Annotated in this window: 21 protein-coding genes; 13 read left to right on the plus strand and 8 right to left on the minus strand. The window is 69.7% G+C overall.

Annotated features, from left to right (window positions below):
* Window positions 1-15 precede the first annotated feature (15 nt).
* Together F3H13_RS05280 and ilvD are read left to right on the plus strand one after the other, a co-directional pair.
* Window positions 16-408, plus strand: a complete 393-nt coding sequence (locus F3H13_RS05280) for a VOC family protein (RefSeq protein WP_149798007.1) — start codon at window positions 16-18, stop codon at window positions 406-408.
* 110 nt (window positions 409-518) lie between these two features.
* Complete coding sequence (ilvD, locus tag F3H13_RS05285; protein ID WP_149798008.1) at window positions 519-2,306, plus strand: dihydroxy-acid dehydratase; 1,788 nt, start codon at window positions 519-521, stop codon at window positions 2,304-2,306.
* Between the two features lie 410 nt (window positions 2,307-2,716).
* On the opposite strand, the gene F3H13_RS05290 is transcribed toward ilvD, so the two are convergent.
* Together F3H13_RS05290 and F3H13_RS05295 are read right to left on the minus strand one after the other, a co-directional pair.
* The gene (locus F3H13_RS05290; protein ID WP_149798009.1) at window positions 2,717-2,971 is read right to left on the minus strand and encodes a hypothetical protein; all 255 of its coding nucleotides are present in this window, start codon (window positions 2,969-2,971) and stop codon (window positions 2,717-2,719) included.
* Window positions 2,972-3,085: 114 nt separating this feature from the next.
* Entirely contained in the window at window positions 3,086-3,412 is a 327-nt protein-coding gene (locus F3H13_RS05295; RefSeq protein WP_149798010.1) for a hypothetical protein, read from the minus strand.
* Between the two features lie 104 nt (window positions 3,413-3,516).
* On the opposite strand from F3H13_RS05295, the gene F3H13_RS05300 reads away from it, so the two are divergent.
* A complete protein-coding gene (locus tag F3H13_RS05300; protein WP_149798011.1) occupies window positions 3,517-4,119 on the plus strand; it encodes an NYN domain-containing protein in 603 nt (200 codons plus the stop codon).
* 462 nt (window positions 4,120-4,581) lie between these two features.
* Here F3H13_RS05300 and F3H13_RS05305 read toward each other — a convergent pair whose 3' ends face one another.
* Window positions 4,582-5,244 (minus strand): S26 family signal peptidase, encoded by a 663-nt coding sequence (locus F3H13_RS05305; protein ID WP_149798012.1) that lies wholly within the window; start codon window positions 5,242-5,244, stop codon window positions 4,582-4,584.
* A gap of 182 nt (window positions 5,245-5,426) precedes the next feature.
* On the opposite strand from F3H13_RS05305, the gene F3H13_RS05310 reads away from it, so the two are divergent.
* Window positions 5,427-6,611 (plus strand): glycine cleavage system aminomethyltransferase GcvT, encoded by a 1,185-nt coding sequence (locus F3H13_RS05310; protein ID WP_149798013.1) that lies wholly within the window; start codon window positions 5,427-5,429, stop codon window positions 6,609-6,611.
* Between the two features lie 93 nt (window positions 6,612-6,704).
* Window positions 6,705-7,184, plus strand: coding sequence for a hypothetical protein (locus F3H13_RS05315; RefSeq protein ID WP_149798014.1), 480 nt, complete (start codon window positions 6,705-6,707; stop codon window positions 7,182-7,184).
* Between the two features lie 32 nt (window positions 7,185-7,216).
* On the opposite strand, the gene moaC is transcribed toward F3H13_RS05315, so the two are convergent.
* Window positions 7,217-7,750, minus strand: a complete 534-nt coding sequence (moaC, locus tag F3H13_RS05320; RefSeq protein ID WP_149798015.1) for a cyclic pyranopterin monophosphate synthase MoaC — start codon at window positions 7,748-7,750, stop codon at window positions 7,217-7,219.
* Window positions 7,743-9,200, minus strand: coding sequence for an NAD(P)H-hydrate dehydratase (locus F3H13_RS05325; protein WP_149798016.1), 1,458 nt, complete (start codon window positions 9,198-9,200; stop codon window positions 7,743-7,745). Before F3H13_RS05325 ends, moaC begins: the two co-directional genes overlap by 8 nt.
* Window positions 9,201-9,486: 286 nt before the next feature.
* Here F3H13_RS05325 and F3H13_RS05330 point away from each other — a divergent pair, with 286 nt between their 5' ends.
* Window positions 9,487-10,551, plus strand: a complete 1,065-nt coding sequence (locus F3H13_RS05330; RefSeq protein ID WP_149798017.1) for a glycosyltransferase — start codon at window positions 9,487-9,489, stop codon at window positions 10,549-10,551.
* The gene (locus tag F3H13_RS05335) at window positions 10,552-12,297 is read left to right on the plus strand and encodes a DUF2070 family protein (protein ID WP_149798018.1); all 1,746 of its coding nucleotides are present in this window, start codon (window positions 10,552-10,554) and stop codon (window positions 12,295-12,297) included.
* 186 nt (window positions 12,298-12,483) lie between these two features.
* Here the strand turns inward: F3H13_RS05335 and F3H13_RS05340 are convergent, their stop codons facing one another.
* The gene (locus F3H13_RS05340) at window positions 12,484-13,497 is read right to left on the minus strand and encodes a lysylphosphatidylglycerol synthase transmembrane domain-containing protein (RefSeq protein WP_149798019.1); all 1,014 of its coding nucleotides are present in this window, start codon (window positions 13,495-13,497) and stop codon (window positions 12,484-12,486) included.
* A 149-nt stretch (window positions 13,498-13,646) separates the two neighbouring features.
* On the opposite strand from F3H13_RS05340, the gene F3H13_RS05345 reads away from it, so the two are divergent.
* The 5 genes from F3H13_RS05345 (at window position 13,647) to F3H13_RS05365 (ending at window position 18,663) form a co-directional block, all read left to right on the plus strand.
* The gene (locus F3H13_RS05345) at window positions 13,647-14,513 is read left to right on the plus strand and encodes a hypothetical protein (protein WP_149798020.1); all 867 of its coding nucleotides are present in this window, start codon (window positions 13,647-13,649) and stop codon (window positions 14,511-14,513) included.
* Window positions 14,514-14,547: 34 nt separating this feature from the next.
* Window positions 14,548-15,582, plus strand: coding sequence for a glycosyltransferase family 4 protein (locus F3H13_RS05350; protein ID WP_149798117.1), 1,035 nt, complete (start codon window positions 14,548-14,550; stop codon window positions 15,580-15,582).
* 88 nt (window positions 15,583-15,670) lie between these two features.
* The gene (proC, locus tag F3H13_RS05355; RefSeq protein ID WP_149798021.1) at window positions 15,671-16,447 is read left to right on the plus strand and encodes a pyrroline-5-carboxylate reductase; all 777 of its coding nucleotides are present in this window, start codon (window positions 15,671-15,673) and stop codon (window positions 16,445-16,447) included.
* On the plus strand, window positions 16,440-17,315 hold the full coding sequence (proB, locus tag F3H13_RS05360) for a glutamate 5-kinase (protein ID WP_149798022.1): 876 nt from the start codon (window positions 16,440-16,442) through the stop codon (window positions 17,313-17,315). Before proC ends, proB begins: the two co-directional genes overlap by 8 nt.
* Complete coding sequence (locus F3H13_RS05365; RefSeq protein ID WP_149798023.1) at window positions 17,299-18,663, plus strand: glutamate-5-semialdehyde dehydrogenase; 1,365 nt, start codon at window positions 17,299-17,301, stop codon at window positions 18,661-18,663. The genes proB and F3H13_RS05365 overlap by 17 nt, the downstream gene beginning before the upstream one ends.
* 24 nt (window positions 18,664-18,687) lie before the next feature.
* On the opposite strand, the gene F3H13_RS05370 is transcribed toward F3H13_RS05365, so the two are convergent.
* Together F3H13_RS05370 and F3H13_RS05375 are read right to left on the minus strand one after the other, a co-directional pair.
* Window positions 18,688-19,341 carry a potassium channel family protein gene (locus F3H13_RS05370; protein ID WP_149798024.1) on the minus strand — a complete coding sequence of 218 codons (654 nt, stop codon included), beginning with the start codon at window positions 19,339-19,341 and terminating at the stop codon, window positions 18,688-18,690.
* A 4-nt stretch (window positions 19,342-19,345) separates the two neighbouring features.
* Complete coding sequence (locus F3H13_RS05375; RefSeq protein ID WP_149798025.1) at window positions 19,346-20,800, minus strand: APC family permease; 1,455 nt, start codon at window positions 20,798-20,800, stop codon at window positions 19,346-19,348.
* 207 nt (window positions 20,801-21,007) lie between these two features.
* Between F3H13_RS05375 and F3H13_RS05380 the strand changes: the two genes are divergently transcribed.
* Window positions 21,008-21,661 carry a potassium channel family protein gene (locus F3H13_RS05380; RefSeq protein ID WP_149798026.1) on the plus strand — a complete coding sequence of 218 codons (654 nt, stop codon included), beginning with the start codon at window positions 21,008-21,010 and terminating at the stop codon, window positions 21,659-21,661.
* The last annotated feature ends 38 nt before the right edge of the window (window positions 21,662-21,699 follow it).

Raw genomic sequence — 21,699 nt, forward strand, 5'->3', positions numbered from 1 at the left:
GACGAACGATCCGCCATGCGAGCGCGACACATCGACCACGTCAACCTCCGGATCCCCGCGGACGGCGCCGACGCCGCCCGCGAGTTCTACGGCGAGCGGCTCGGATTCGGCATCGAGGACGCGCTGTACGCGGCCGACGAGAAGCCCTTCTTCGACGTGCGGCTCTCGGCGACCGCCGTGATCCACCTGTGGCCGACCGACGAGTTCGAGCGCCCGACGAAGACGAACTACGACCACGTCGCGGTCGTCGTCGAGGAGTCGGCGGCGGAGATCGAGGCCGAACTGGAAGCCGCCGGCGTCGCGGTCGAGAAGACCCTCGACTCGCCGCTCGGCGCGACCGGGGAGGCGGGCGCGGTGTACGTCAGGGACCCGTTCGGCTACCGGGTGGAGCTGAAGGCGCGGGTGTGAGGACGCCCCCTCGCCAACGGTTTCGAACGCTCGCCCCGAACCAGTTCGCCCCGTCGAGCAACCCTCGCCCCGACGCGGCCGTTTAAGAGTCCCGAGCGACAGGGTCGAGTATGAGCGAACAGCAGCCGAAATCCGACGACGACGAGCGGCGGCGTCGCCGGGAGACGGACCGATTCGCCGGCGGGAAAGACGAGAGCCTGCGGAGCCGCGACGTGACGGAGGGGCCGGACAAGGCGCCGCACCGCGCGATGTTCCGCGCGATGGGGTTCGACGACGAGGACCTCTCGTCGCCGATCATCGGCGTGCCGAACCCGGCGGCCGACATCACGCCGTGTAACGTCCACCTCGACGACGTGGCGGACGCCGCGCTCGAGGGTATCGACGCCGCTGGCGGGATGCCTATCGAGTTCGGGACGATCACCATCTCCGACGCCATCTCGATGGGGACCGAGGGGATGAAGGCGAGCCTGATCTCGCGGGAGGTCATCGCCGACTCCGTCGAGCTGGTCTCGTTCGGGGAGCGCATGGACGCGCTGGTTACGGTGGCGGGCTGCGACAAGAACCTCCCCGGGATGATGATGGCCGCGATCCGGACGGACCTCCCCAGCGTCTTCCTCTACGGCGGCTCGATCATGCCCGGGCAACACGACGGCCGCGACGTGACGATCGTCCAGGTGTTCGAGGGCGTCGGCACGTACGCGCAGGGCGACATGGACGCCGACGAGCTCGACGACTTAGAGCGGCACGCCTGCCCCGGCGCGGGCTCCTGTGGCGGGATGTTCACCGCCAACACGATGGCGTCGCTCTCGGAGGCGCTCGGGCTGGCGCCGCTCGGCTCGGCCTCACCGCCCGCCGAGGACGAAGCGCGATACGCGGTCGCCGAGCGCGCGGGCGAGCTGGCGATGGACTGTATCGAGAACGACCGCCGCCCATCCGACATCCTCTCGCGGGAGTCGTTCGAGAACGCGATCGCGGCCCAGACCGCGATGGGCGGCTCGACGAACGCGGTGCTCCACCTGCTCGCGCTCGCGGCCGAGGCCGACGTCGACCTCTCGATCGAGGACTTCGACGAGATATCGCGGCGCACGCCGAAGATCGCGAACCTCCAGCCCGGCGGGAGCCGCGTGATGAACGACCTCCACGAGGTCGGCGGCGTGCCGGTCGTGCTCCGGCGCCTGCTGGAGGCGGACCTGCTCCACGGCGACGCGATGACCGTGACGGGCCGGACGCTCGCCGAGGAGATCGCGGCGCTGGAGGAGAACGGCGACCTCCCGGACGACGACGAGATCGAGGCCGACTTCCTCTACACCGTCGACGACCCGAAGGAGGAGGAGGGCGCGATCAAGATCCTCGACGGCAACCTCGCGCCGGACGGCTCGGTGCTGAAGGTGACCGGCGACGACGAGTTCTACCACGAGGGGCCCGCCCGCGTGTTCGAGAACGAGGAGGACGCGATGGAGTACGTCCAGTCCGGCGAGATCGCGTCCGGCGACGTGATCGTCATCCGCAACGAGGGCCCCCGCGGCGGGCCCGGGATGCGCGAGATGCTCGGCGTCACCGCCGCCGTCGTCGGCGCGGGCCACGAGGACGACGTGGCGCTGCTCACCGACGGCCGCTTCTCGGGCGGCACCCGCGGCCCGATGATCGGGCACGTCGCGCCCGAGGCCGCCGTCGGCGGCCCGATCGGTCTCATCGAGGACGGCGACCACATCACCGTCGACATTCCGGAACGCGACCTGACGGTCGACCTCTCCGAGGAGGAACTCGACGAGCGCCGCGAGGCGTGGGACGCGCCCGAACCGCCGTACGAGGGCGGCATCCTAGCGAAGTACGGCCGCGACTTCGCCTCCGCCGCTGACGGCGCCGTGACGAACCCGCGGCTCACGCGCGACTTATAAACGAGACGAGCGGGCGTTTTGTGGTTTTTAGATATGCTGTGGCGCGCGCCTCCGAGCGCCCGGTGGGCGCGAGGAGCGCCGCGCGAGGGAGTCGCTGGCGCCGTTTGGCGCCAGCGACGAGGCTGGGGAGGTGTGAGGTGCGGTTGCGGGGCGGGACTCAAAGGGGCAGTCGCGAGGGCGAAGCACGGCGCAGCAAGTACCGCAGCGAGGGAGGGCTAGCGACCGAGCGAGGAACGCAGCAAGCCGCGCGAGCCGTCGCGACTGGGGCTTTGGAGATATCTGTCGCCGATCGGCGGTCGGTTATTTATAAGTGAGCGGCTGAGGATTTGGAAGTGTCCTCCGCAGCGCATTCGATCAGTTATTACAGAGAAATTAGTAAATCCGGAGATCCACAGCAGTAGCCACTCGAACTACTCTTCACTCGCTCCGCCGTCGGTCCGTGCGGTCCGGACCGACTCGGCGCGCCAGACGTTGCTCCGGCGGCCGGCGCGCGACAGCTCCATCTTTACTACCGACCCCACCGGCAGGTCGGCGACGCGCTCGCGGGCGTCCTCGTCGGCGTACTCGACGACGTGGTACGTCTCGTTGCGCGGATGGGCACGTACCGTGGTACATTCGTGATCATTCTGTGCTGAAATGACGGTGTACGCGTTTGATTGCGACATCTTATCTCGTTATTGCTGGACATCCTATTTCAAATCTCCGTATATTCACTACGGTCGTCACCGAAGTCGTAATATCGATATAAGGTATTGAAGTTCCGAAACGATCAGGCGGATTCAGGGCGTGTTGTTCGCCATGAACAGCAGCAGTAGTGCGCCGAACGCGACCGTGACGAGCGCGAGCGCGAGGAACGCCAGCCGGATCGCGAGGATCGCCGTCGTCCGCTCTTCGGGAAGGAACTCGGAGACGGCGAGCAGCGCGATCGTGGCGCCGAAAAAGAACGGGACCGACCGGAACGTCCCGATCCGCGACACCGACCCGAGCGCGTAGATGTTCCACCCGGCGATCGCCAGCCCGATCGCGAGCAGCGCGGCGCGCTCGATGAGGGCCGTCCGCTGTGCGACGACGGCGTCTCTGACCTTGCGGAGTCGCTCGGCGGGCATGCCACCTCAAGTCTCACGCAGGCGATAAAAACTGTCGCCGGTGTCGGATCCGAGACCTGCCTGCGGATCAGTACGCCTATTCCCGACGACGGCGAAGGCCGGCCATGGACCGAGGCGACGGGCCGGAAGGCGAGACGACCGCTGACGGCGAGCCGAGCGCAAACGGCGAGGTCGGACCGGTGGACGAGACGGAGACCGAGATCGGGCCGGACGGCGTGACGGACGGGGCCGCCGGCGGCGTGGCATTGTTCGTGGACGGCCCCAACGTGTTGCGCGAGGAGTTCGACGTCGACTTAGACGACGTGCGGCGAGCTGGCGAGGCCGAGGGACCGCTGGTGACCACACGCCTCTACCTCGATGAACACGCGACGCCGGGCCTCATTCAGGCCGCGGAGGCCCGCGGCTTCGAGGTCGTGATCACGAGCGGCGATGTCGACGTGAAGCTCGCGGTCGACGCCGCGCGGTTCGCGGCCGAGGGCCGGATGGAGACGCTCGCGATCGCCTCGCGCGACACGGACTTCAAGCCGGTCGTCGAGACCGCGAACGGCTACGGGATCCGGACGCTCGCCATCGCGCCCGGCGAGTTCGGCCGCTCGGACGCGCTGCGGAACGCCGCCAACGGCTCCGTGACGCTCGACGGCGACGAGAACGACGTGGCCGACAGCGGAGGCGACGGGGCAGACGCCGAATCGGCATCGACGCAGTAGCGATCGAAACACGGTGTCGGCGGTGGCTGTTTATAAGTGAGCGACGATACCGTAGTGAGCGCTTCTGATATCCCCACTTCTCAGTTAGAAGCTATTTATAAGGGATCGACAACAGACACCGTAAAAAGCCCCAGCCGCTCGGTACTACGTCGTTGCCACCGCGGAGAACACCTCCAAAGCCCCAGCCGGGAGGCGGGCGCACGCTCGCTGCGCTCCTCAGTCACTCGTTTCACTCGCTCCTTGCGGTGCTTACGTCGCCTGCGCCCGCCTCCCGGCTGCCCCTTTGAATCCCGCCCCACCGCACAGCACCGCAGCCTCTCACCTCCCCAGCCTCGCCGCTCGCTCCCTTCGGTCGCTCGCGGCGTCCCTCGCACGCGCTCCTCGCGGCCGCCGAGGGCGGCCGCTCGGAGGCGCGCGCCAACCGCTCCGCTATTTATAAATTATCGCTGCCATCGAGCTACTTCACCGCGACCCTTTCCGCCGAAACCGACCCAGAAGCAGCGCACCGACTCCGCCGGCCAGTCCCGCGCCGCCGACGAGGACGACGCCGGTCGCGACGCCGCCGTACCGCGCGGCCGCCGCGTCGACCCCCACGCGGATCCAGCCGAGGTTCGGCACCGCGAACAGCGCTTTCCCCGCGATCCACTCCTCGGGGACGACCGGCGCGATGCCGGCGCTCTGGTCGTACAGCTCGTTCGCGTCGCCGCGCGTCACGTACCCGTCGTACGGCGCGGGACAGGTCGCGAGTTCCGCGCAATCGGCGGCGAGGAGCTCCGGGTCCGCCCGCTCCGTCCAGTCCTCGCCGGCCTCGACGGGGAACGCGAGGCGGTGAAACACCGGTCTCCCCCCGGCGCCCGGCACGGTGTAGACGACCACGTCGCCCGTCTCCCCGAGCCGCGTCGGCGCGTCCGGGTCGGCCGCGGTCGAGAGGTCGCCCCACGGCTCGCGGTCGGTCGCGGTGACGACCACGAGGTCGCCGCGCTCGACGCCGGGGGTCATGCTGCCGCTCTCGACCGCGACGAACGGCGGCCACGTCCCGACGAGCGCGCCCAGCAGCACCGCGGCGAGGAGGACCGCGACCGCGGGGGCGACCGCGCCCGTGCCATCGAGTCGGGGACTGCTCACGCCCGGTAGGGGGAGCGGCGACCGCTTGAGGCTGTCGGCCGCGAGGAGCCCGCCGAGAGCGACGCACCGGGCCCGCTCCGGACACGGGGACACCCGATGTCACACGGATACAAGGAGGAAGCTCGCGGCTTCAGTCGTTGGTCGATGACAAAACCTTAGGTTCGTCCCGGAGAGGTGCGAGTATGACCGATCGCCTTCCTCCGCTCCACGACGCCCACGACGAACGCGGAGCCAAGTTCACCGACTTCGGCGGCTGGCAGATGCCCGTCGAGTTCGACTCGATCCAGACGGAACACGCCGCGGTCCGCGACGCCGTCGGCGTCTTCGACGTCTCGCACATGGGCGAGATCGAGGTGGCCGGCCCGGACGCGACCGAGCTTATGAACCGGCTCACGACGAACGACGTGCGCGCGCTCGACCCCGGCGACTCCCAGTACGCCGCGATCACGAACGAAGAGGGCGTGATGCTCGATGACACCGTCGTCTACCGGCTCCCCGACGGGACCGCGGCCGGGGAGGCCGCCGCGTCGCTCGCGGACCTGGAGGACGCCCACGACGGCGACCTCGACGCGCCGAGCGGCGACCCAGCGTACCTCTTCGTGCCGAATGCGGGCCACGACGAGCAGATGCAGGACCGATGGACCGCGCACCGAGACGAGTGGGGACTCGACGCGACCGTCGCGAACGCCACCGACGACTGGGCGATGCTCGCGGTCCAGGGCCCCGACGCGGCCGACGCCCTCGACGAGGCCACGCCCCGCGACCGCGTCGTCGACCTCTCGAAGTTTGAGGCGACCGCTGCGGCGGTGGCAGGCACCGAGAGCTGGGTCGCGCGCACCGGCTACACCGGCGAGGACGGCTTCGAAGTGATGTGTCCCGCCGACGCCGTCGAGTCGGTCTGGGCGGCGTTCGTCGACGCGCCCCGCGAGGCGCAGCCGTGCGGGCTGGGCGCGCGCGACACGCTCCGCACCGAGATGGGGTTCCTGCTCTCCGGACAGGACTTCGACCCCGAAGACGAGCCCCGGACCCCCTACGAGGCGCGGATCGGCTTCGTCGTCGAACTCGACACGGAGTTCGTCGGTCGCGACGCCTTAAAGGCGCAGAAGGAGGCGGGGGTCGCCGAGAAGTTCGTCGGGGTCCGCCTCCGCGACCGCGGCGTGCCCCGCGGCGGCTACGCGGTCACCGACGGCGACCTCACCCGCGTCGGGAAGCTGACCTCCGGGACGATGAGCCCGACGCTCGACGAGCCGATCGGCTTGGGCTACCTCCACGAGTCGTACGCCGACGCGGGCACCGAGGTGAGCGTCGTCGTGCGCGGCGACGAGAAGCGCGCCGAGGTCGTGATCCCGCCGTTCCTCGATAGGTAAGGGAAACCGGGTCCGGGCGCGATCGAGACGGAGCGGCGTCCAGAACGGACGACGCTGGGGCAGTTTTATTCCGATTCACACGAATCTGAACCCATGCGGAGACGTCAGTTCCTCGCCGGAAGCGTCGGGACGACGGTGGCAGGGTTGGGTGGCTGTCTCGGCGACGAGATCTGTCTCGGCGACTGTCCGTCGTGTACGGGTGAGGGGAGCTGGCCGCCGACTGTCGAGGTTGAGGAACCGGAGCTCGCTCCCGGCGACTCGGAGGTGTTCGACATCCGCGTAGACGGTATTACGGAGTTCTCGTTCGATTCGCGGCTGTACAAGTGCGGTCCGAGTGACGCACCGGTACAGTTCAGGGACGTCGAGTTCAGAAACCCGATAGACGCGCAGGCCGACTCCTGTCCGCCGATCTATCTGTGGGACGACTGCGCCAGCACGACGCTACACGTGAGGGTCGAAGCTGCGCAGGATGCCGAACCCGGTAGGTACGAGTACGGGTTCAACGTCGGGAAGACGGTCGGCGAGCGCCGCTCGAAAGACTACGAATACGCGGTCACGGTGAGCGAAGCGTGAGGTCGTGAACGCGCGATAGCCGCGACCGCGGTTCACTCCTCCGTAGGGCGCTTCCGCTTCTCAACGACCTCGACGTCCGAAATCCGCGTGTCCGGGTACCCGCCGTCCGCGTTCTTCTCGGCCGCCTTCACCATGTCCCAGACGGTGTTGAGGCCGGTCGTGACGCCCTCTAACGCCTCCATCTCGCAGCCCGTCTTCCCGGTTGTCTCGACCGCGACGGTCAGTTCGATCCGGTCGTCGCCGACCGCGAACTCGGTGTCGACGTTCGTGATCGGGATCTGGTGGCACATCGGGATCGTCTCCCACGTGTGTTTGACCGCCTGGACCGCGCCGACCCGGGCGGTCGCGAGCACGTCGCCCTTCTCGACCGCGTCGGCCTCGACCGCGGCCACCGTCTCCGGCGTCAGCCGGATCTCGCCGCGAGCGACCGCGCGTCGGCTGCTGTCGGGCTTCGCGCCGACGTCGACCATCTGGACGTCGCCCGCCTCGTCGGTGTGGGTCAGCGCGTCCGTCCCCGCGGACTCCGCGCTCGGTCCGCCCGACCGGGCCGCTTCCTCGTCACTCATTACGCATAGCCTCCGGCAGCCGGTCGGGTAAGTCCGTCGCCACCAGCCCGGCTCCGTTCGCCTCTGCGGCGGCGTCGCCCGCGCGCCCGACGACGTACGCGCCGGCCGCGGCCGCGCGGAACGGGTCGGTCACGGCCGCCAGCGCGCCGACCGTCCCCGCCAGCACGTCGCCGGTCCCGCCGACGGTCATCCCGGGGTTGCCGGTGCGGTTCAGCCGGACGTCCTCGCCGTCGGAAATCACGTCGACCGCGCCCTTCACGAGCAGCGCGTGGCCCACCTCGGCCGCGAACTCGCGGACCAGTTCGGCTCGCGCGTCCGGGTCCGACGCCGTCTCGCCGCCCATGCCGACGAGTTCGCCCTGATGCGGCGTACAGATGAGGTCGGCGTCGGTATCGACGTCGGGGACGACCCGGAGCGCGTCGGCGTCGACGACCGCGCGCCCCTCGAACGCCGTCAGGAACTCCCGGACGAACTCGTGGGTACCGTCGCCGCGCCCGAGGCCCGGCCCGAGGACGACGACGTCGTTTCCGGCCGCGAGCGACGCGACCCGATCGACGTGGGCGGGACCGACGCGGTCGCCCGGCAGCGCGCGGACGATGAGGTTCGGCGAGAACCCCTGGACCGCGCCGGCGACGCGCTCGGGACACGCCACGCGGACGAGGTCGGCCCCGGCGCGGAGCGCGGCGAGCGCGGACAGCGTCGGCGCCCCGGTGTACGGCCCCCCGCCGACGACCAGCACCTCGCCGTTGTCGCCCTTGTGCGAGTCCGAGTCGCGGTCGAGTCCGAGTAGGTCGCCCGGCCCGGTGAACCGTTCTGCGGCGGCCGGGATCCCGATGTCGGCGACCGTCACGTCGGCGTCGAGCGCGGCCAGCCCGGGCTTCTCGGCGTGGAACGTCACCACGCGGTCTGCGCGCACCCTGACCGAGTCCGGGCCGCCAGTCGGGTCGCCCGTGTCGGCGTCGATTCCCGAGGGCACGTCGACCGCGATGACCGTCGCGTCGGTCGCGTTGATCGCCTCGGCGGCGGTCCGCTCCGGTTCGCGGAGGCCGCCCGATACGCCCGATCCGAGCATCGCGTCGACGATCACGTCGGGGTCGTCGCCGTCGGGACCGGCGAGGTCGATGTCGCGGGAGTCGGTGACGGTTTCGGCCGTGATTTCGGCGGCTTCGAGCGCGTCCCAGTTCTCTCTCGCGATGTCGGTGCGGATCGTCTCCGGACGGCCGAGCAGGTGAGCCGTAACGTCGTAGCCCTTCAGGAAGCGCGCCGCGACGAGCGCGTCGCCGCCGTTGTTCCCGCGGCCGCAGACGAGCGCGACCGTCGCGCCGGGCTCCGCGACGGCGCGGACCTCGCGGGCGACGGCGTTGCCGGACGACTCCATCAGCTGTTTGCGGGGAACGCCGAGCGCGGCCGCGTTGGCGTCGACGGCCGCCATGCGGTCGGTCGTGATCATGGCCGGCGGTTCGGGCGCGGACGGATTAAGCGGGCGGGGTCCGAGAGCGGACGGAGAAGCGGGCGGGGTCGCGCCGCGCCGCCCGCTACCGGCCCCGGAGCGGCGTCTCCGGAAATGAAAATGTTGAAGCGGTCAGGTAGTGAAGTCGGCGAATGACCGTGGTACTCGCAGTAGCCGTCGGCGCGGACGACGACCCGAGCCCCGCCCCGACCGGCGCCGTCCCCGCCGGTCGGCTCCTCCGTGGCGGCCCGGGCCGCCGGCGCCCCCCCAACCGCCAGACGCGACCATGAACATCGGCTTCTTCACCGACAGCTACTTCCCCGGCATCGACGGGGTCACCTACACGATTCAGGCGTGGCGCGACCGCCTCGAGTCTCGGGGCCACGACGTGTACGTCGTGTATCCGGAGAGCAGCCACGAGCCGGACGAGCGGGAGATACCGGTCCCGTCGCTGCCGAACCCCTTCTACCGACAGTACCGCCTCCCGACCTACCGTCGCCTGTCGACGCTCCCCGACCTCGACGTCGTCCACTGTCACGGCCCGGCGTCGACCGGCCTGATGGGGCTGCGGTACGCGAAACGGTACGACGCCACCTCGGTGTACACCCACCACACTCCCGTCGAGGACTACTTCGTCCAAGGCCTCAAATCGGAGCGCCTCGCCTCGCTCGCCGGGCGGGCGTACGTCGCCTACGAGAACCGCTTCCTGAAGGCGTTCGACTGCGTCACGGCCTCGACCTCGCGGATCCGCCGCGACGTGGAGCCGTACCGACTGCCGGTCGGGATCGAAATGGACCGGTTCCGGCCGCGGGAAGGCGCGTGGATGGCCGCGCCGGCGACCGACGGCGGTCCGACCGCGGCAAACGCGTCGGTGGTCGGGTACAGCGGCCGGATGACTCACAAAAAGAACGTCGACGAGACGCTCCGGCTCGCGGCGCGGCTGCCCGAGGTGCGGTTCGAACTCGTCGGCGAGGGGCCGGTCCGCGCGGAGCTGGAGGCCGAAGCGCCCGAGAACGTCCGGTTCCACGACTTCCTCCCGCGGGAGGAGCTCCCCGACTTTTATGCCGCCCTCGACGTCTTCCTCACGGCGTCGACCTGCGACACGCTCGGGCTCTCGACGCTGGAGGCGAACGCCTGCGGCACCCCGGTCGCCGCCGCGGACGTGGCGCCGTTCGACGAGACGATCGGTTCCGAGAACGGCGCCCGCTTCGCGCTCGGCGACCTCGACGACATGGAGCGCGCGGTCCGCGACTGCCTCGACGGCGACAGAGACACCCGCGCCGCAGTCGAGCGGTTTTCGGTCGAGCGGACGATAGACGAGCTCGAGTCGATATACGGGGTGACCGGCTAGATGGGCGCGGACAACGTCGACGCCTTCCAGCGGCTGGTGTTCTCGGTGCCGCGGCTCCGGGTTCAGGCGGCCGCGCTCGTCCTCCTCAGCGGACTGTACGGGATCGCCACCGTCGCGGCGATAACGCTCTTCACGCCGTTCGCGCCGGATCCCTCTCGAATCGTTCCGGTGGCCGTCCTCATCTTCTTCATCCCCTTCGTCGTCGCCGCGGAGCTTTTCCCCCGCGTCCTCGACGGCTACCCGCGTCCGTGGAGCTACTTTCTCGCGCTCACGTCGCAGTTCGTCCTGTTCGTGTACGCGCTGGTGCTCTCCGGCGCGAACAACGTCGGGAACGCGTGGAGCATCATCTGGCTGAGCTTCATCACGCTGTACCTGATCAACATCTTAGTGCTCGTCGTCTCGACGGGCATCGACCACTCGGACCGGATCCTCCTCGCGTCGCTCGCGGAGCCGGCGCTGCTCATCGCCGCCTTCTACGCCCTCGGCGGCAGCGACCTCGGCTTCTCGACGTACCGCCACGTGTTCGCGTTCGCCTCGTTGCTCATCGCGGCCGGCTTCCTCGTCTTAGTCCTGCTCGTCGTCGACTACCTGATCCGGAGCAACACCGACGTCTCCGCGTTCGCGCTCACCTCCGGGCTCCTCCGGAACGACCGCGAGTCGCTCGACCTGGGCGTCGAGGCCCGCCCGGCCGTGGAGACGTTCACCGTCGACAACGGGAATCGGCTCACGGTCGCGGCCCCGTGGGTCCACCCGGGACCGCTCGGTGGGTTCGGCGGCGGCCAGCTGAGCAGGAACCTGATCGACGCGCTGAACGACGGTCGGGAGGCTGAGGGGACCGAGCGCGCCGAGGCGGAGGCCGCGGCCGACGGGGGCGCCGAGGCCGCCGCGACCGACGGCTCGGCCGGGTTCTTCTTCCACGTCCCGTGTACGCACAAGGAGGACCTCTCGAACCCGGCGGACGCGGAGCGGATCCTCGACGCGGTCGCCGAGCCGGAGCGGACCGGGCGCGCCTCGCGGCTCGTCACCGAGTCGTACGGCGACCGCGACGGGTACGCGGACGTCCGGTTCCACGGCCGCCGGATCGGCGACAAGGACGTGGTCGTCCTCCACGGTCAAGGGATCGACGACTACGACACCGGCGTGTTCATGCGCGACGTCGACCACGACGACGTGCTGTTGATCGACCAGCATAAACACGACATCCAGAACGGCCCCGACGTCGAGATCCAGTACGGCTCCGCCGAGGCCGACCGCCTGAAGCGCGCCTTCGACGACTTCCGCGACCGGCTCGCGGACGCCGAGCTCGCCGACGACTACGCCGCCGGCTTCGCGGTGACGCGGACGGAGCAGAACGCGCTGGCGATGGTCGAACGCGTCGACGGCCAGGAGGCCCTCTGGATCGGCGTCGACACGAACGGGCTCACCCCCGACGTGCGGGCCACCGCGGACGCGTACCGCGACGAGTTCGACGCGGTGATCCCCTTCTCGACCGACACCCACGCCTCGATCCACGAGCTGGCGAACATGCGCGAGTCCGACGTCGACGCCATCGAGCGCGCGGTCGACCGCGCCGTCGACGACCTCGCGCCCGCGACGGTCGGGTTCGAGAGCCGCCGCACCGAGCCGGTGAAGCTCCTGAAGAACGACTACAACGGGCTCGTGTTCAGCGTCAATATCCTCATCCGCTTGACGATCATCTCGCTCGTGACGCTGTACGCGCTCCTCGTGTTGTGGCTGTTCTTCTGAGGCGACTCACCCGGAGCGGTTCTCTCACGCTTCCCAGAGCGCTTTTTGCGCCCTTGCTCCGATCGCGGGCCGTGTTCCCGGACGCCCTCTTCCGCGGCACCGGTCGCGGTTCGAACGTCGCGCTCGGCGCGGTCGCCTCCGTCGCGGCGTCGCTCGGAGCGCGCCGAGTCCGCGCGAAACTCCGCGCTACTCCAGCACCCGAACGCCCAGCGCCGACGCCGACGCGCCGCCGATCAGCATCGGGAGCCAGTAGACGGCGCCGCGGAACACCAAGACCGCGGCGGTGATCGCGGACGCGGCCACGCCGGTTGTGGGCACGAGCAGGCCGACGAGCGCGGCCTCGATGCCGCCGAGGCCGCCGGGAAGCGGCGTCGCGCCCGCCACGTACGACAGCGGGACGACGAAGATCGGGATCAGCGGCGAGATCGGGTGGCCGACGGCGGCGAAGGCGGCGGTGAGCGCGGCCGCCTGAAAGAGCCAGCCCACGAGCGAGAGCGCGACGATCCCGAGGAGCCGGGTGCGGTCGGTGCCGACGCGCTCGATGTCGGCGAAGAAGTTCCCCAGTCGGTCGGCGAGGCCCGTCTCGATCGTCTCCGCGTCGAAGCGGTCGAACCGGCCGAGGAACGGGCCGATCGCGCCCGGAACGCGGTCGACGACGGCGACGCGGTAGCGCCAGACGAACGCGATCGTCGTCACGATCGCGGCGATCAGCGCGACCGCGCTCGCGACGGCGAACTCGACGCGCTCGCCGACCGCGGTGGTGGCCGCGTACGACCCCACGCCGAGGAACACGAGCGACACCGAGGGGACGACGTTGAGCACGTCGACGCTCGCGATGCCCACGAGCCCCGTCTCGTAGCGCGCCTCGCCAACCTTCGAGATGAGCGCCGCGGCGACCGGCTCGCCGCCCGCCTGCCCGAACGGGGTGACGTTGTTCGCGAAGGCGGCGCCGCTGTAGACGAGGAACGCGGTCCAAACCGACATCTCGACGTCGAGCGCACCCAACACGGCGCGCAGCATGAGGCTCCAGGCCGCCAGCCAGCAGAGGCCGAGGCCGGCGGTCACGCCGACGAGCGCCGGGTCCGCGGCCGCCAGCGCGTCGACGACGCGGTCGACCCCGACGACGACGAACAGCACCGCGAGGAGGAGGACGGCGCCGCCCGCCCCTAAGATTAGCGCGCGCCGTTGTGGGCCTTCCATAGACGGAGTGACGCGGTAGCGAACTTGAAACGTCTGCTTCGCGGCCGCCCCGCAAGGGCGGCTCTCCGGCGCTGGCGGCTCTCCCGCGATCGGCCGCCTCGGGGCGAGAATGAGAATACATACGTACCGGCGGGCCGACGGCCCACCCAATGGAAGATCAGCGGTTCCTCGAGTCGGAGTGGGATTACTGTCTGGTGCTCGACGCGTGCCGGTACGACGTGTTCGCGGACGTGTACGACGAGTACCTCGACGGGACGCTCGAGAAGCGGCGCAGCGTCGGCTCCTCGACGCCGGAGTGGGCCTACCGCACGTTCACCGGCGATCACGACATTGCGTACTTCTCCGGGAACCCCTTCATCAACGATCTGGGGATCCCGCTGAACGAGCTGAAGTGGGGCGCCAGCTGCGACTACGAGTGGACGGCCTCCGAGCACATCAGCGACATCCACGACGTCTGGAAGACCCAGTGGGACGACGACCTCGGCACCGTGCCGCCCGAGGGGCTCGCGGCGGCGTACCGGAACAACCTCGACGCGGTCGAGCGCGCCGACCGCACCGTTCTCCACTACATGCAGCCGCACGCGCCCTACCTCTCTCGCGGGAAGGGCCAGAAGCTCAAGCAGATCCAGAAGGGGATCAAACGCCAGGAGGAAGAGGAGGCGGAGGGCGGGAGCGACGACGACGGCGGGCTGCTCTCCTCGCTCAGCGACTCGGTCCGGCCGAAGATAGAGAGCCGGCTGGACGACAGCGAGTTCGCCCAGAAGGCCGGCCTGTGGCTCGAACTCGACCCGAAGGACCTCGTGACGGACGGCACGCGCGTGACGGCGCTGTCGATGTACGAGGAGAACCTCCGGATCGCCTTAGAGAGCGTCGCCGAACTCGTTGAAGAGCTCGACGGCGACGTCGTCGTCACCGCCGACCACGGCGAGGCGTTCGGCGAGGAGGGCGTCTGGGAACACCACATCGAGACGTACATCCCCGCGCTGATGGAGGTCCCGTGGCTAGAAGTCGAGTGACCGGCCGCGTCGGGGGGAGCCCTCGGTGTCGACGATGAAGGTCAGCCACTACTTCGAGTTCGAGGAACACGTCACCGGCGGCGTGGCGGCGTCCGTCGACCACCAGCGGAAGATGTTCGACCGGGTGGGGATCGAGTACACCACCGAGCCGACGCTGGACGCCGACGTGATCCATTTCAACCTGATGGGGCCGCGATCGGTCTGGTACGCGCGCCGCGCCCGGTCGGCGGGCGTCCCGGTCGTCGCGCACACCCACGTCACTGCCGAGGACTTCGGCGACAGCTTCCGGTTCACCAACGCGCTCGCGAGGCCGCTGAAGCCGTACCTCCGGCGCGCGTACGGGCTCGCCGACCGGCTGGTCTGCCCCTCTGAGTACAACCGCGACCTAATCGAAGAGTACGCGGACGTGCCCACGACCGTGATATCGAACGGCGTCGACCGCGAGAAGCTGGCGGGGTTCGAGTCTTTCGAGGACGAGTACCGCGGGCGCTACGACCTGGACCTGCCGACGGTGTTCATGGTCGGGCACGTGATCAAGCGGAAGGGGTTAGAGACGTTCGTCGAGACAGCCCACCGGACCCCCGACGTCGACTTCGTCTGGTTCGGCCCCATCGACCGGTCGCTGAAGGGGCGCGAGACAACGCGGCTGGTCGACGAGGCGCCCGCGAACTGTACGTTCACCGGCTTCGTCGACGACATCCGCGGCGCGTACGCCGCGGGCGACATCTTCTGTTTCCCGACTCACGAGGAAAACGAGGGGATCGCGCTGTTGGAGGCGATGGCGGCCGGGAAGCCGCTCGTCGTCCGCGACATCGAGACGTTCTCGTGGCTGAAAGACGGAGAGGAGTGTCTGAAGGTGGGCGACGAGCGCGACGCGACGGGGGAAGCGAGCGCGGCCGACACCGAGGCTCGCGGCGACAACGTCGAGGGCTTCGTCGACGCGATCGACGAGCTCCGCGACGCCGACCGCCGCGCGGCGCTCGGCGCGAGCGCCGCCGAGCGCAGCGAGGAGTTCTCTCTCGACGCGATCGCCGACCGCTACCGCTCGCTGTACGCGGATCTGGCGTAGGCGGCGCCGAGCGGCAGGTCCCGCGCCGATCGCGGAATCTTGCGAAAACCGCAGTTGGTATGTCCGCCCGTCGAGTGCGTTGACCCAAATGACTCGAGTGAGCGTTATCGGCTGCGGGAACATGGGGGGCGCCCTGCTCAGGGGGCTCGCCCGCGCGGAGGGGTACCACCTCACGGCGATCGACCTCGATCCCGAGGCGCTCGCCGCGATCGAAGACGCCGCCGACGAGACGACCGAGGACGTGGCGGCGGCGCGCGACGCGGACATCGTCGTCCTCGCGGTGAAGCCCGACGTGGCGCCGGCGGTCCTCGACGAGCTCGACCTCCGCGCGGACCAGCAGCTCGTGACGCTGGCGGCGGGGCTCCCCCGCGAGTTCGTCGCCGAGCGCACCGACGCGTCGGTCGTCCGGATCATGCCCAACCTCGCGGCCGAGACCGGCGACATGGCCGCGGCGGCGACGAACGCAGGCCTCACCGACGAGGTCCGCGCGATGCTTGACGCGGTCGGCGAGTTCGTCGAGGTCGACGAGTCGCTGATGCACGTCTCGACCGCGGTCAACGGCAGCGGGCCGGCGTTCGCCTTCTACCTGATCGACGCGATGAAACAGGGCGGGATCGACGGCGGGCTCGACCCCGAGCAGGCGGAGACGCTGGCCGCGCAGACGTTCAAGGGCGCAGCGGAGACGGTGCTGCGCGACGACCGGAGCGTCGACGAACTGATCGACGCGGTCTGCTCGCCGAACGGGACGACCATCGAGGGGATGGAGGTGCTGTGGGACAGCGACGCCGACGCGGCGGTCGAGGACGCCGTCGCGGCCGCGGAGCGCCGGTCCCGCGAACTCGCCGAGGCGTTCGACGATGCCTGAGGACGCGGGCGTCGAGCGCGTCGGCGCGGCCGATCCCGAGCGCGTCGAAGCCGCCCGACGGGAGGCCGCCGGGGCCGACCGCGTGATCGTCAAGGCCGGAACGAACTCGCTGACCGACGAGGACTCCCGGCTCGACCGCGTGAAGCTGGACAAGCTCGTCGCCGACGTGATGGACCTCCGCGGGCGCGGCGCGGAGGTCGTCCTCGTCTCGTCGGGGGCGGTCGGCGCCGGGACGGGCCGGCTCGCCGAGGGGCCTGAGTCGCGGGAGGGCGTCGACTCCATCGCAGAGAGCCAGGCGCTCTCGACGGTCGGCCAGGGCCTGCTGATGCGCCACTACACCCAGAGCTTCGAGCGCTTCGACCAGGACGTCGCGCAGATCCTCGTGACGGGGACCGACCTCGACGCGCCCGAGCGGTTCGACAACTTCACCAACACCGTCGAGACCCTGCTGTCGTGGGGCGTCATCCCGGTCGTCAACGAGAACGACGCGGTGGCGACCGATGAGCTGCGGATCGGCGACAACGACATGCTGTCGGCCTCGGTCGCGATCGGCCTCGACGCCGATCTCCTCGTGACCCTCACCGACGTCGACGGCGTCTACACCGGGAACCCGAAGCGCGACGACGACGCCGAGCTCATCGAGGCGGTCGACGACGGGTACGAGCGGCTGCGCGAGATCGTCGGCGACGGCACCGAGACGGACTTCGGCGGCATCCGCACGAAGGTGGAGGGCGCCCACGACGTGAGCCGCCACGGGATCCCCGCGATCATCGCTGGCTCCGCCGAGCGGGACGTGTTAGCCCGGATCGCAGCGGGTAAGCCGACGGGCACGCTATTCGTGCCGAAGATGGGTGACGAGCATGAGTGAGAGCCACACCGAACCGGAGACGGACGTCGAAGCGGACACGGACGAACTGGCCCGCCGAGCCGAACGCGCCGCCCTACGGCTCGCGAACGCCGACGAGGCGACCCGGAACGAGGCGCTCCGGTCGATCGCGGACGCGATCCGCGAGCGCGAGTCCGAGATACTGGAGGCGAACGCTGTCGACGTCGAGGAGGCGGAGCAGATGCTCGCGGACGGCGAGTACACGCAGGCCTTGGTCGACCGGCTGAAGCTTGACGAGACGAAAGTCGAGGAGATCGCGTCGATGGTCGAGTCGGTCGCCGACCAAGACGACCCGCTCGGCGAGACGCTGGCGGCGCGCGAGCTCGACGAGGACTTGGAGCTGTACCGGGTCGCGGTGCCGATCGGCGTCGTCGCAACGGTGTTCGAGTCGCGGCCCGACGCCCTGGTCCAGATCGCGGCGCTCGCGTTGAAGTCCGGCAACGCCGTCGTCCTCAAGGGCGGCAGCGAGGCCAGCGAGTCGAACCGCGTCCTCCACGAGGCTATCGTCGACGCGACCGCGGACCTCCCCGACGGGTGGGCCGCGCTCATCGAGGCCCACGAGGAGGTCGACCGCCTGCTCGAACTGGACGACCGGGTCGACCTCGTCATGCCGCGCGGCTCCTCGGAGTTCGTCTCCTACATCCAAGAGAACACCCAAATTCCTGTGCTGGGCCATACCGAGGGGATCTGTCACGTGTACGTCGACGCGGACGCCGACCTGACGATGGCCGAAGACGTCGCCTTCGACGCGAAGGTCCAGTATCCGGCGGTGTGCAACGCCGTCGAGACGCTGCTCGTCCACGACTCCGTCGCGGACACCTTCCTCCCGGAGCTCGTGGCGCGCTACGAGGACGCCGGCGTCGAACTCCGCGGCGACGAGCGGACCCGCGAGGTCGTCGACGTCGCGCCGGCGACCGACGACGACTGGGACACGGAGTACGGCGACCTCGAACTGTCGATCAGGGTCGTCGACGACGCGTACGACGCGATCGACCACGTCAACGACCACGGGTCGAAACACACCGAGTCGATCCTCACCGAGGACTCGGAGACGGCGAAGACGTTCATGACCGGCGTCGACGCCGCGAGCGTCTTCCACAACGCGTCGACCCGCTTCGCGGACGGCTACCGCTACGGGCTCGGCGCCGAGGTCGGCATCTCGACCGGGAAGATCCACGCTCGTGGGCCGGTCGGGCTGGAAGGGCTGACGACGTACAAGTACTACCTCGAGGGCGACGGCCATCTCGTCGCGAGCTACAGCGGCGAGGACGCCCTCCCGTTCACGCACCGCGAGCTCGACGGCGCCGAGTGGAGCCCGGGCGGAGAGTAAGCGACCCCGGCGGGCCGCGGCGGCTCACCCCTGGAGGAGGTTCAACACTTCGTCTGCGACGTCGGGTTCGACGGCGACGACGTAGCGCTCCCCGGGCGTCAGCGTCGTGTCGGAGCGGGCGATCCGGTGCCCATCGGCGTCGGAGACGACCACCGCCCCCGCCGGGAAGCGGACCTCGGTGAGCGACTTCCCCGCGGCCGGCGCCCCTTCCGCGACGCGGATGAGCATGATGTCGAGGTTTCCGGTCACGTCTGCCAGCGTCTGAACGTCGCTGCCGAGGACCTCGTTCGCCGCCACGCGGGCGCCGGCGCGCTCCGGGAACAGCACGGCGTCGACGAACCGCGTGTACGCCTTGCCGGCGGCGCGGTCGATGCGGGCGACCGTCCGGATACCCGGCGCCAGCTCCCTCGCCGCCAGACAGACTGCGAGGTTCAGGCCCGTCTCGCCCGTGAGCGCCGCGATCGCGTCTGCCCCCTCGATACCGGCCTGTTCGATGATATCGGGGTTCGTCGCGTCGCCGCGGATCACCGTTGCGACGTACTCGTCGGCTATCTCGGAGACGACCCGCTCGTCGCGCTCGACGATGGTCACCCCGTGGCCGCGCTCCGAGAGGATCTCCGCTGTCTGGAAGCCGACGCGTCCGCCGCCCGCAATGACGATATCGAGTGAGTTTGCCATGAGTTCAGTCCTCTCCCCGCGGTGCGGGGTTGCCCTCGCCGGTCGGCGACGCGGAATCCGGGTCCGCGCGCGCCCTGTTGAGCAGGAGGTACGCGACGCCGCCGAGCAGGATCCACGCCGCGCTGAGCGCCAGCGCCAACGGGTCCGTCCGGAGCAGGTACTCCACGAGCACCCCCGTCAGGACCAGGTTGAGCGCGATGCCGATCAGCGGCGGCGCCGGGTAGAACGGCATCTCGTAGGGGCGGTACATGTTCGGGCGCTCCCGGCGCAGCCGGATCGCGGCGACGTTGACGATGACGAACGACAGCAGGAAAAACAGGCTTGACATGTTGCCGGCGCTCTGGGTCGGCAGCGCGACGGAGCCGAGCATCACCACCGCGCTGGCCAGGATGGCGACGAACGGCGTCCCGTAGCGGTGGTGGATCTGGCCGAACGACGGGAGCAGCTGTCCCTCGCGCCCCATCGAGAACGCGACCCGCGAGGAGGCGATCACGACCGCGTTCAGCGCCGTCAACGTCGAGAACACCGCACCGAAGACGACGAGCGCGCCGCCGTTTCGGATGATCGGGATCCCGGTCGGCATGAACGAGGTGGCCGCCGTGGCGATCCCCGCCTCTCCCGCGTCGGCGAGGCCTCCTGCCCCGAGCGTCCCGAGGGCGACGGTGACGACGGCCAGGTAGACGACCACGGTCACGGCGAGGCTCACGAAGATCGCCTTCGGGATGTTCTCGCGCGGGTTCTTCACCTCCTCCGTGACGGTGGTGATGAGGTCGTACCCCTCGAAGGCGATGAACGTGAGCCCCATCGCCGGGAGGACCGCGCCCGCTCCGCTGCCGGCAGGGAACAGCGGTTGGAACTCGGCCCCCGAGAACATCGGCGACGCCAGCCCGAAGGCGACGAACACCACCAGGATGCTCACCTTGACGATCGTGAACACCGTCTCTGCCTTCCCGCTCGCGGCCGTGGAGACGGCGTTGAGCGCCACCAGTCCGAAGACGGCGACGAAGGCTAAGAGGAAGCCGGGCGTGACCGCGGTGTCGACGACCGGGACGACCACGGCGCCGACCTCTCCCGGCGGCGCGACGACCCCGTAGACGTGGAGCAGTTCGAGGAAGTTCGGGGCGAACCCCAGCGCGTACAGCGCCCCCGCGATCATGTAGGCGAACCAGAGCATCCACCCCATGATGAACGACGAGAGGTCGTCGAAGATCTCGCGGACGAAGGCGTACCCGCCGCCGCTCTTCGGGATCGAGCTGGCGAGCTCGGCGTACGACAGGCCGGTGAACGCGGTGACGACGCCGTTCAGTGCGAAGACGATGATCGCCGCCGGCCCGGCGATCTCCGCGGCGAGCCCCGTCAGCACGAAGATACCGGCCCCGATCATCGCCCCCATGCCGATCATCGTCGCGTCGAGCAGCCCGAGCTCGGCCTCCGGCGACCGAGTCTGGCTCCCGCTCATCGCTCGGGGTCGTCTCGTCCCGTGTCGTCCATCGTACGCTCCCACAGACCGTGTTCTTGCCACTTTATCTCTATGGTGAATTTCGTCGGTCTCGGAATTCTGGCAGGGAGTGATACCGGCGTCCGTGAGCCGCCGCGTGAGCCCGCTGTTCCGGACGCACCGGAATTCAGGTCGGATTAAAGGAGCCGGCCGTCGAGACGCGACACGATGACCCAGTCAAAACGATTCGTCATCGCGGGCGGCGGGCGAGTCGGGCTTCAGACCGCGGAGAACCTCACCGAACAGGGTCACGAGGTGCTGCTGATCGAGATCGACGGGGACCGCGTCGCGGAGTTGTCCGACGCGTACCTCGGCCCAGTGATCCACGGCGACGCCACGCAGCAGTCGATCCTCAGGCAGGCGGACCTCGCGAACGCCGACGCGATCGCGGCGCTGACCGACGAGACGGGGACAAACCTAGATATCTGTATGACCGCCCACTACCTCGCGCCGTCCATCCGGACCCTCGCCAGATCGGAGTCGCGGACCGAGCGGGAACACGACGAGGCCATCGACGCCACGCTGCTCCCGCAGTCGCTGGGCGGCGACCACGCGGCCGACATGCTCACCGGCGAGGAGGTCCGCACGCTCGTCTTCCCCACCGCCGACCTCGACATCATCGAGGTGACCGTCGCCGAGTCGGCTCCCGTCGCGGGGCGACGGCTGGATGAGATCGCGCTCCCGGCCGGAAGCCTCCTCATCTCCACGTCGGCCCGGGAGTCGCTCGCCGGTCCCGAGACGATACTGGAGCCGTCGGAGCAGTACATCCTCGCCGTCGAGTCTGACGTCGTCGACGAAGTCGTCAACCTCTTCCGCGGGTGAGCGGTCGCGTCGGCGGCGTCAACCGCAGCGGCTCCTCT

The organism is Halorubrum xinjiangense (assembly GCF_900102375.1).
Classification (GTDB): domain Archaea; phylum Halobacteriota; class Halobacteria; order Halobacteriales; family Haloferacaceae; genus Halorubrum; species Halorubrum xinjiangense.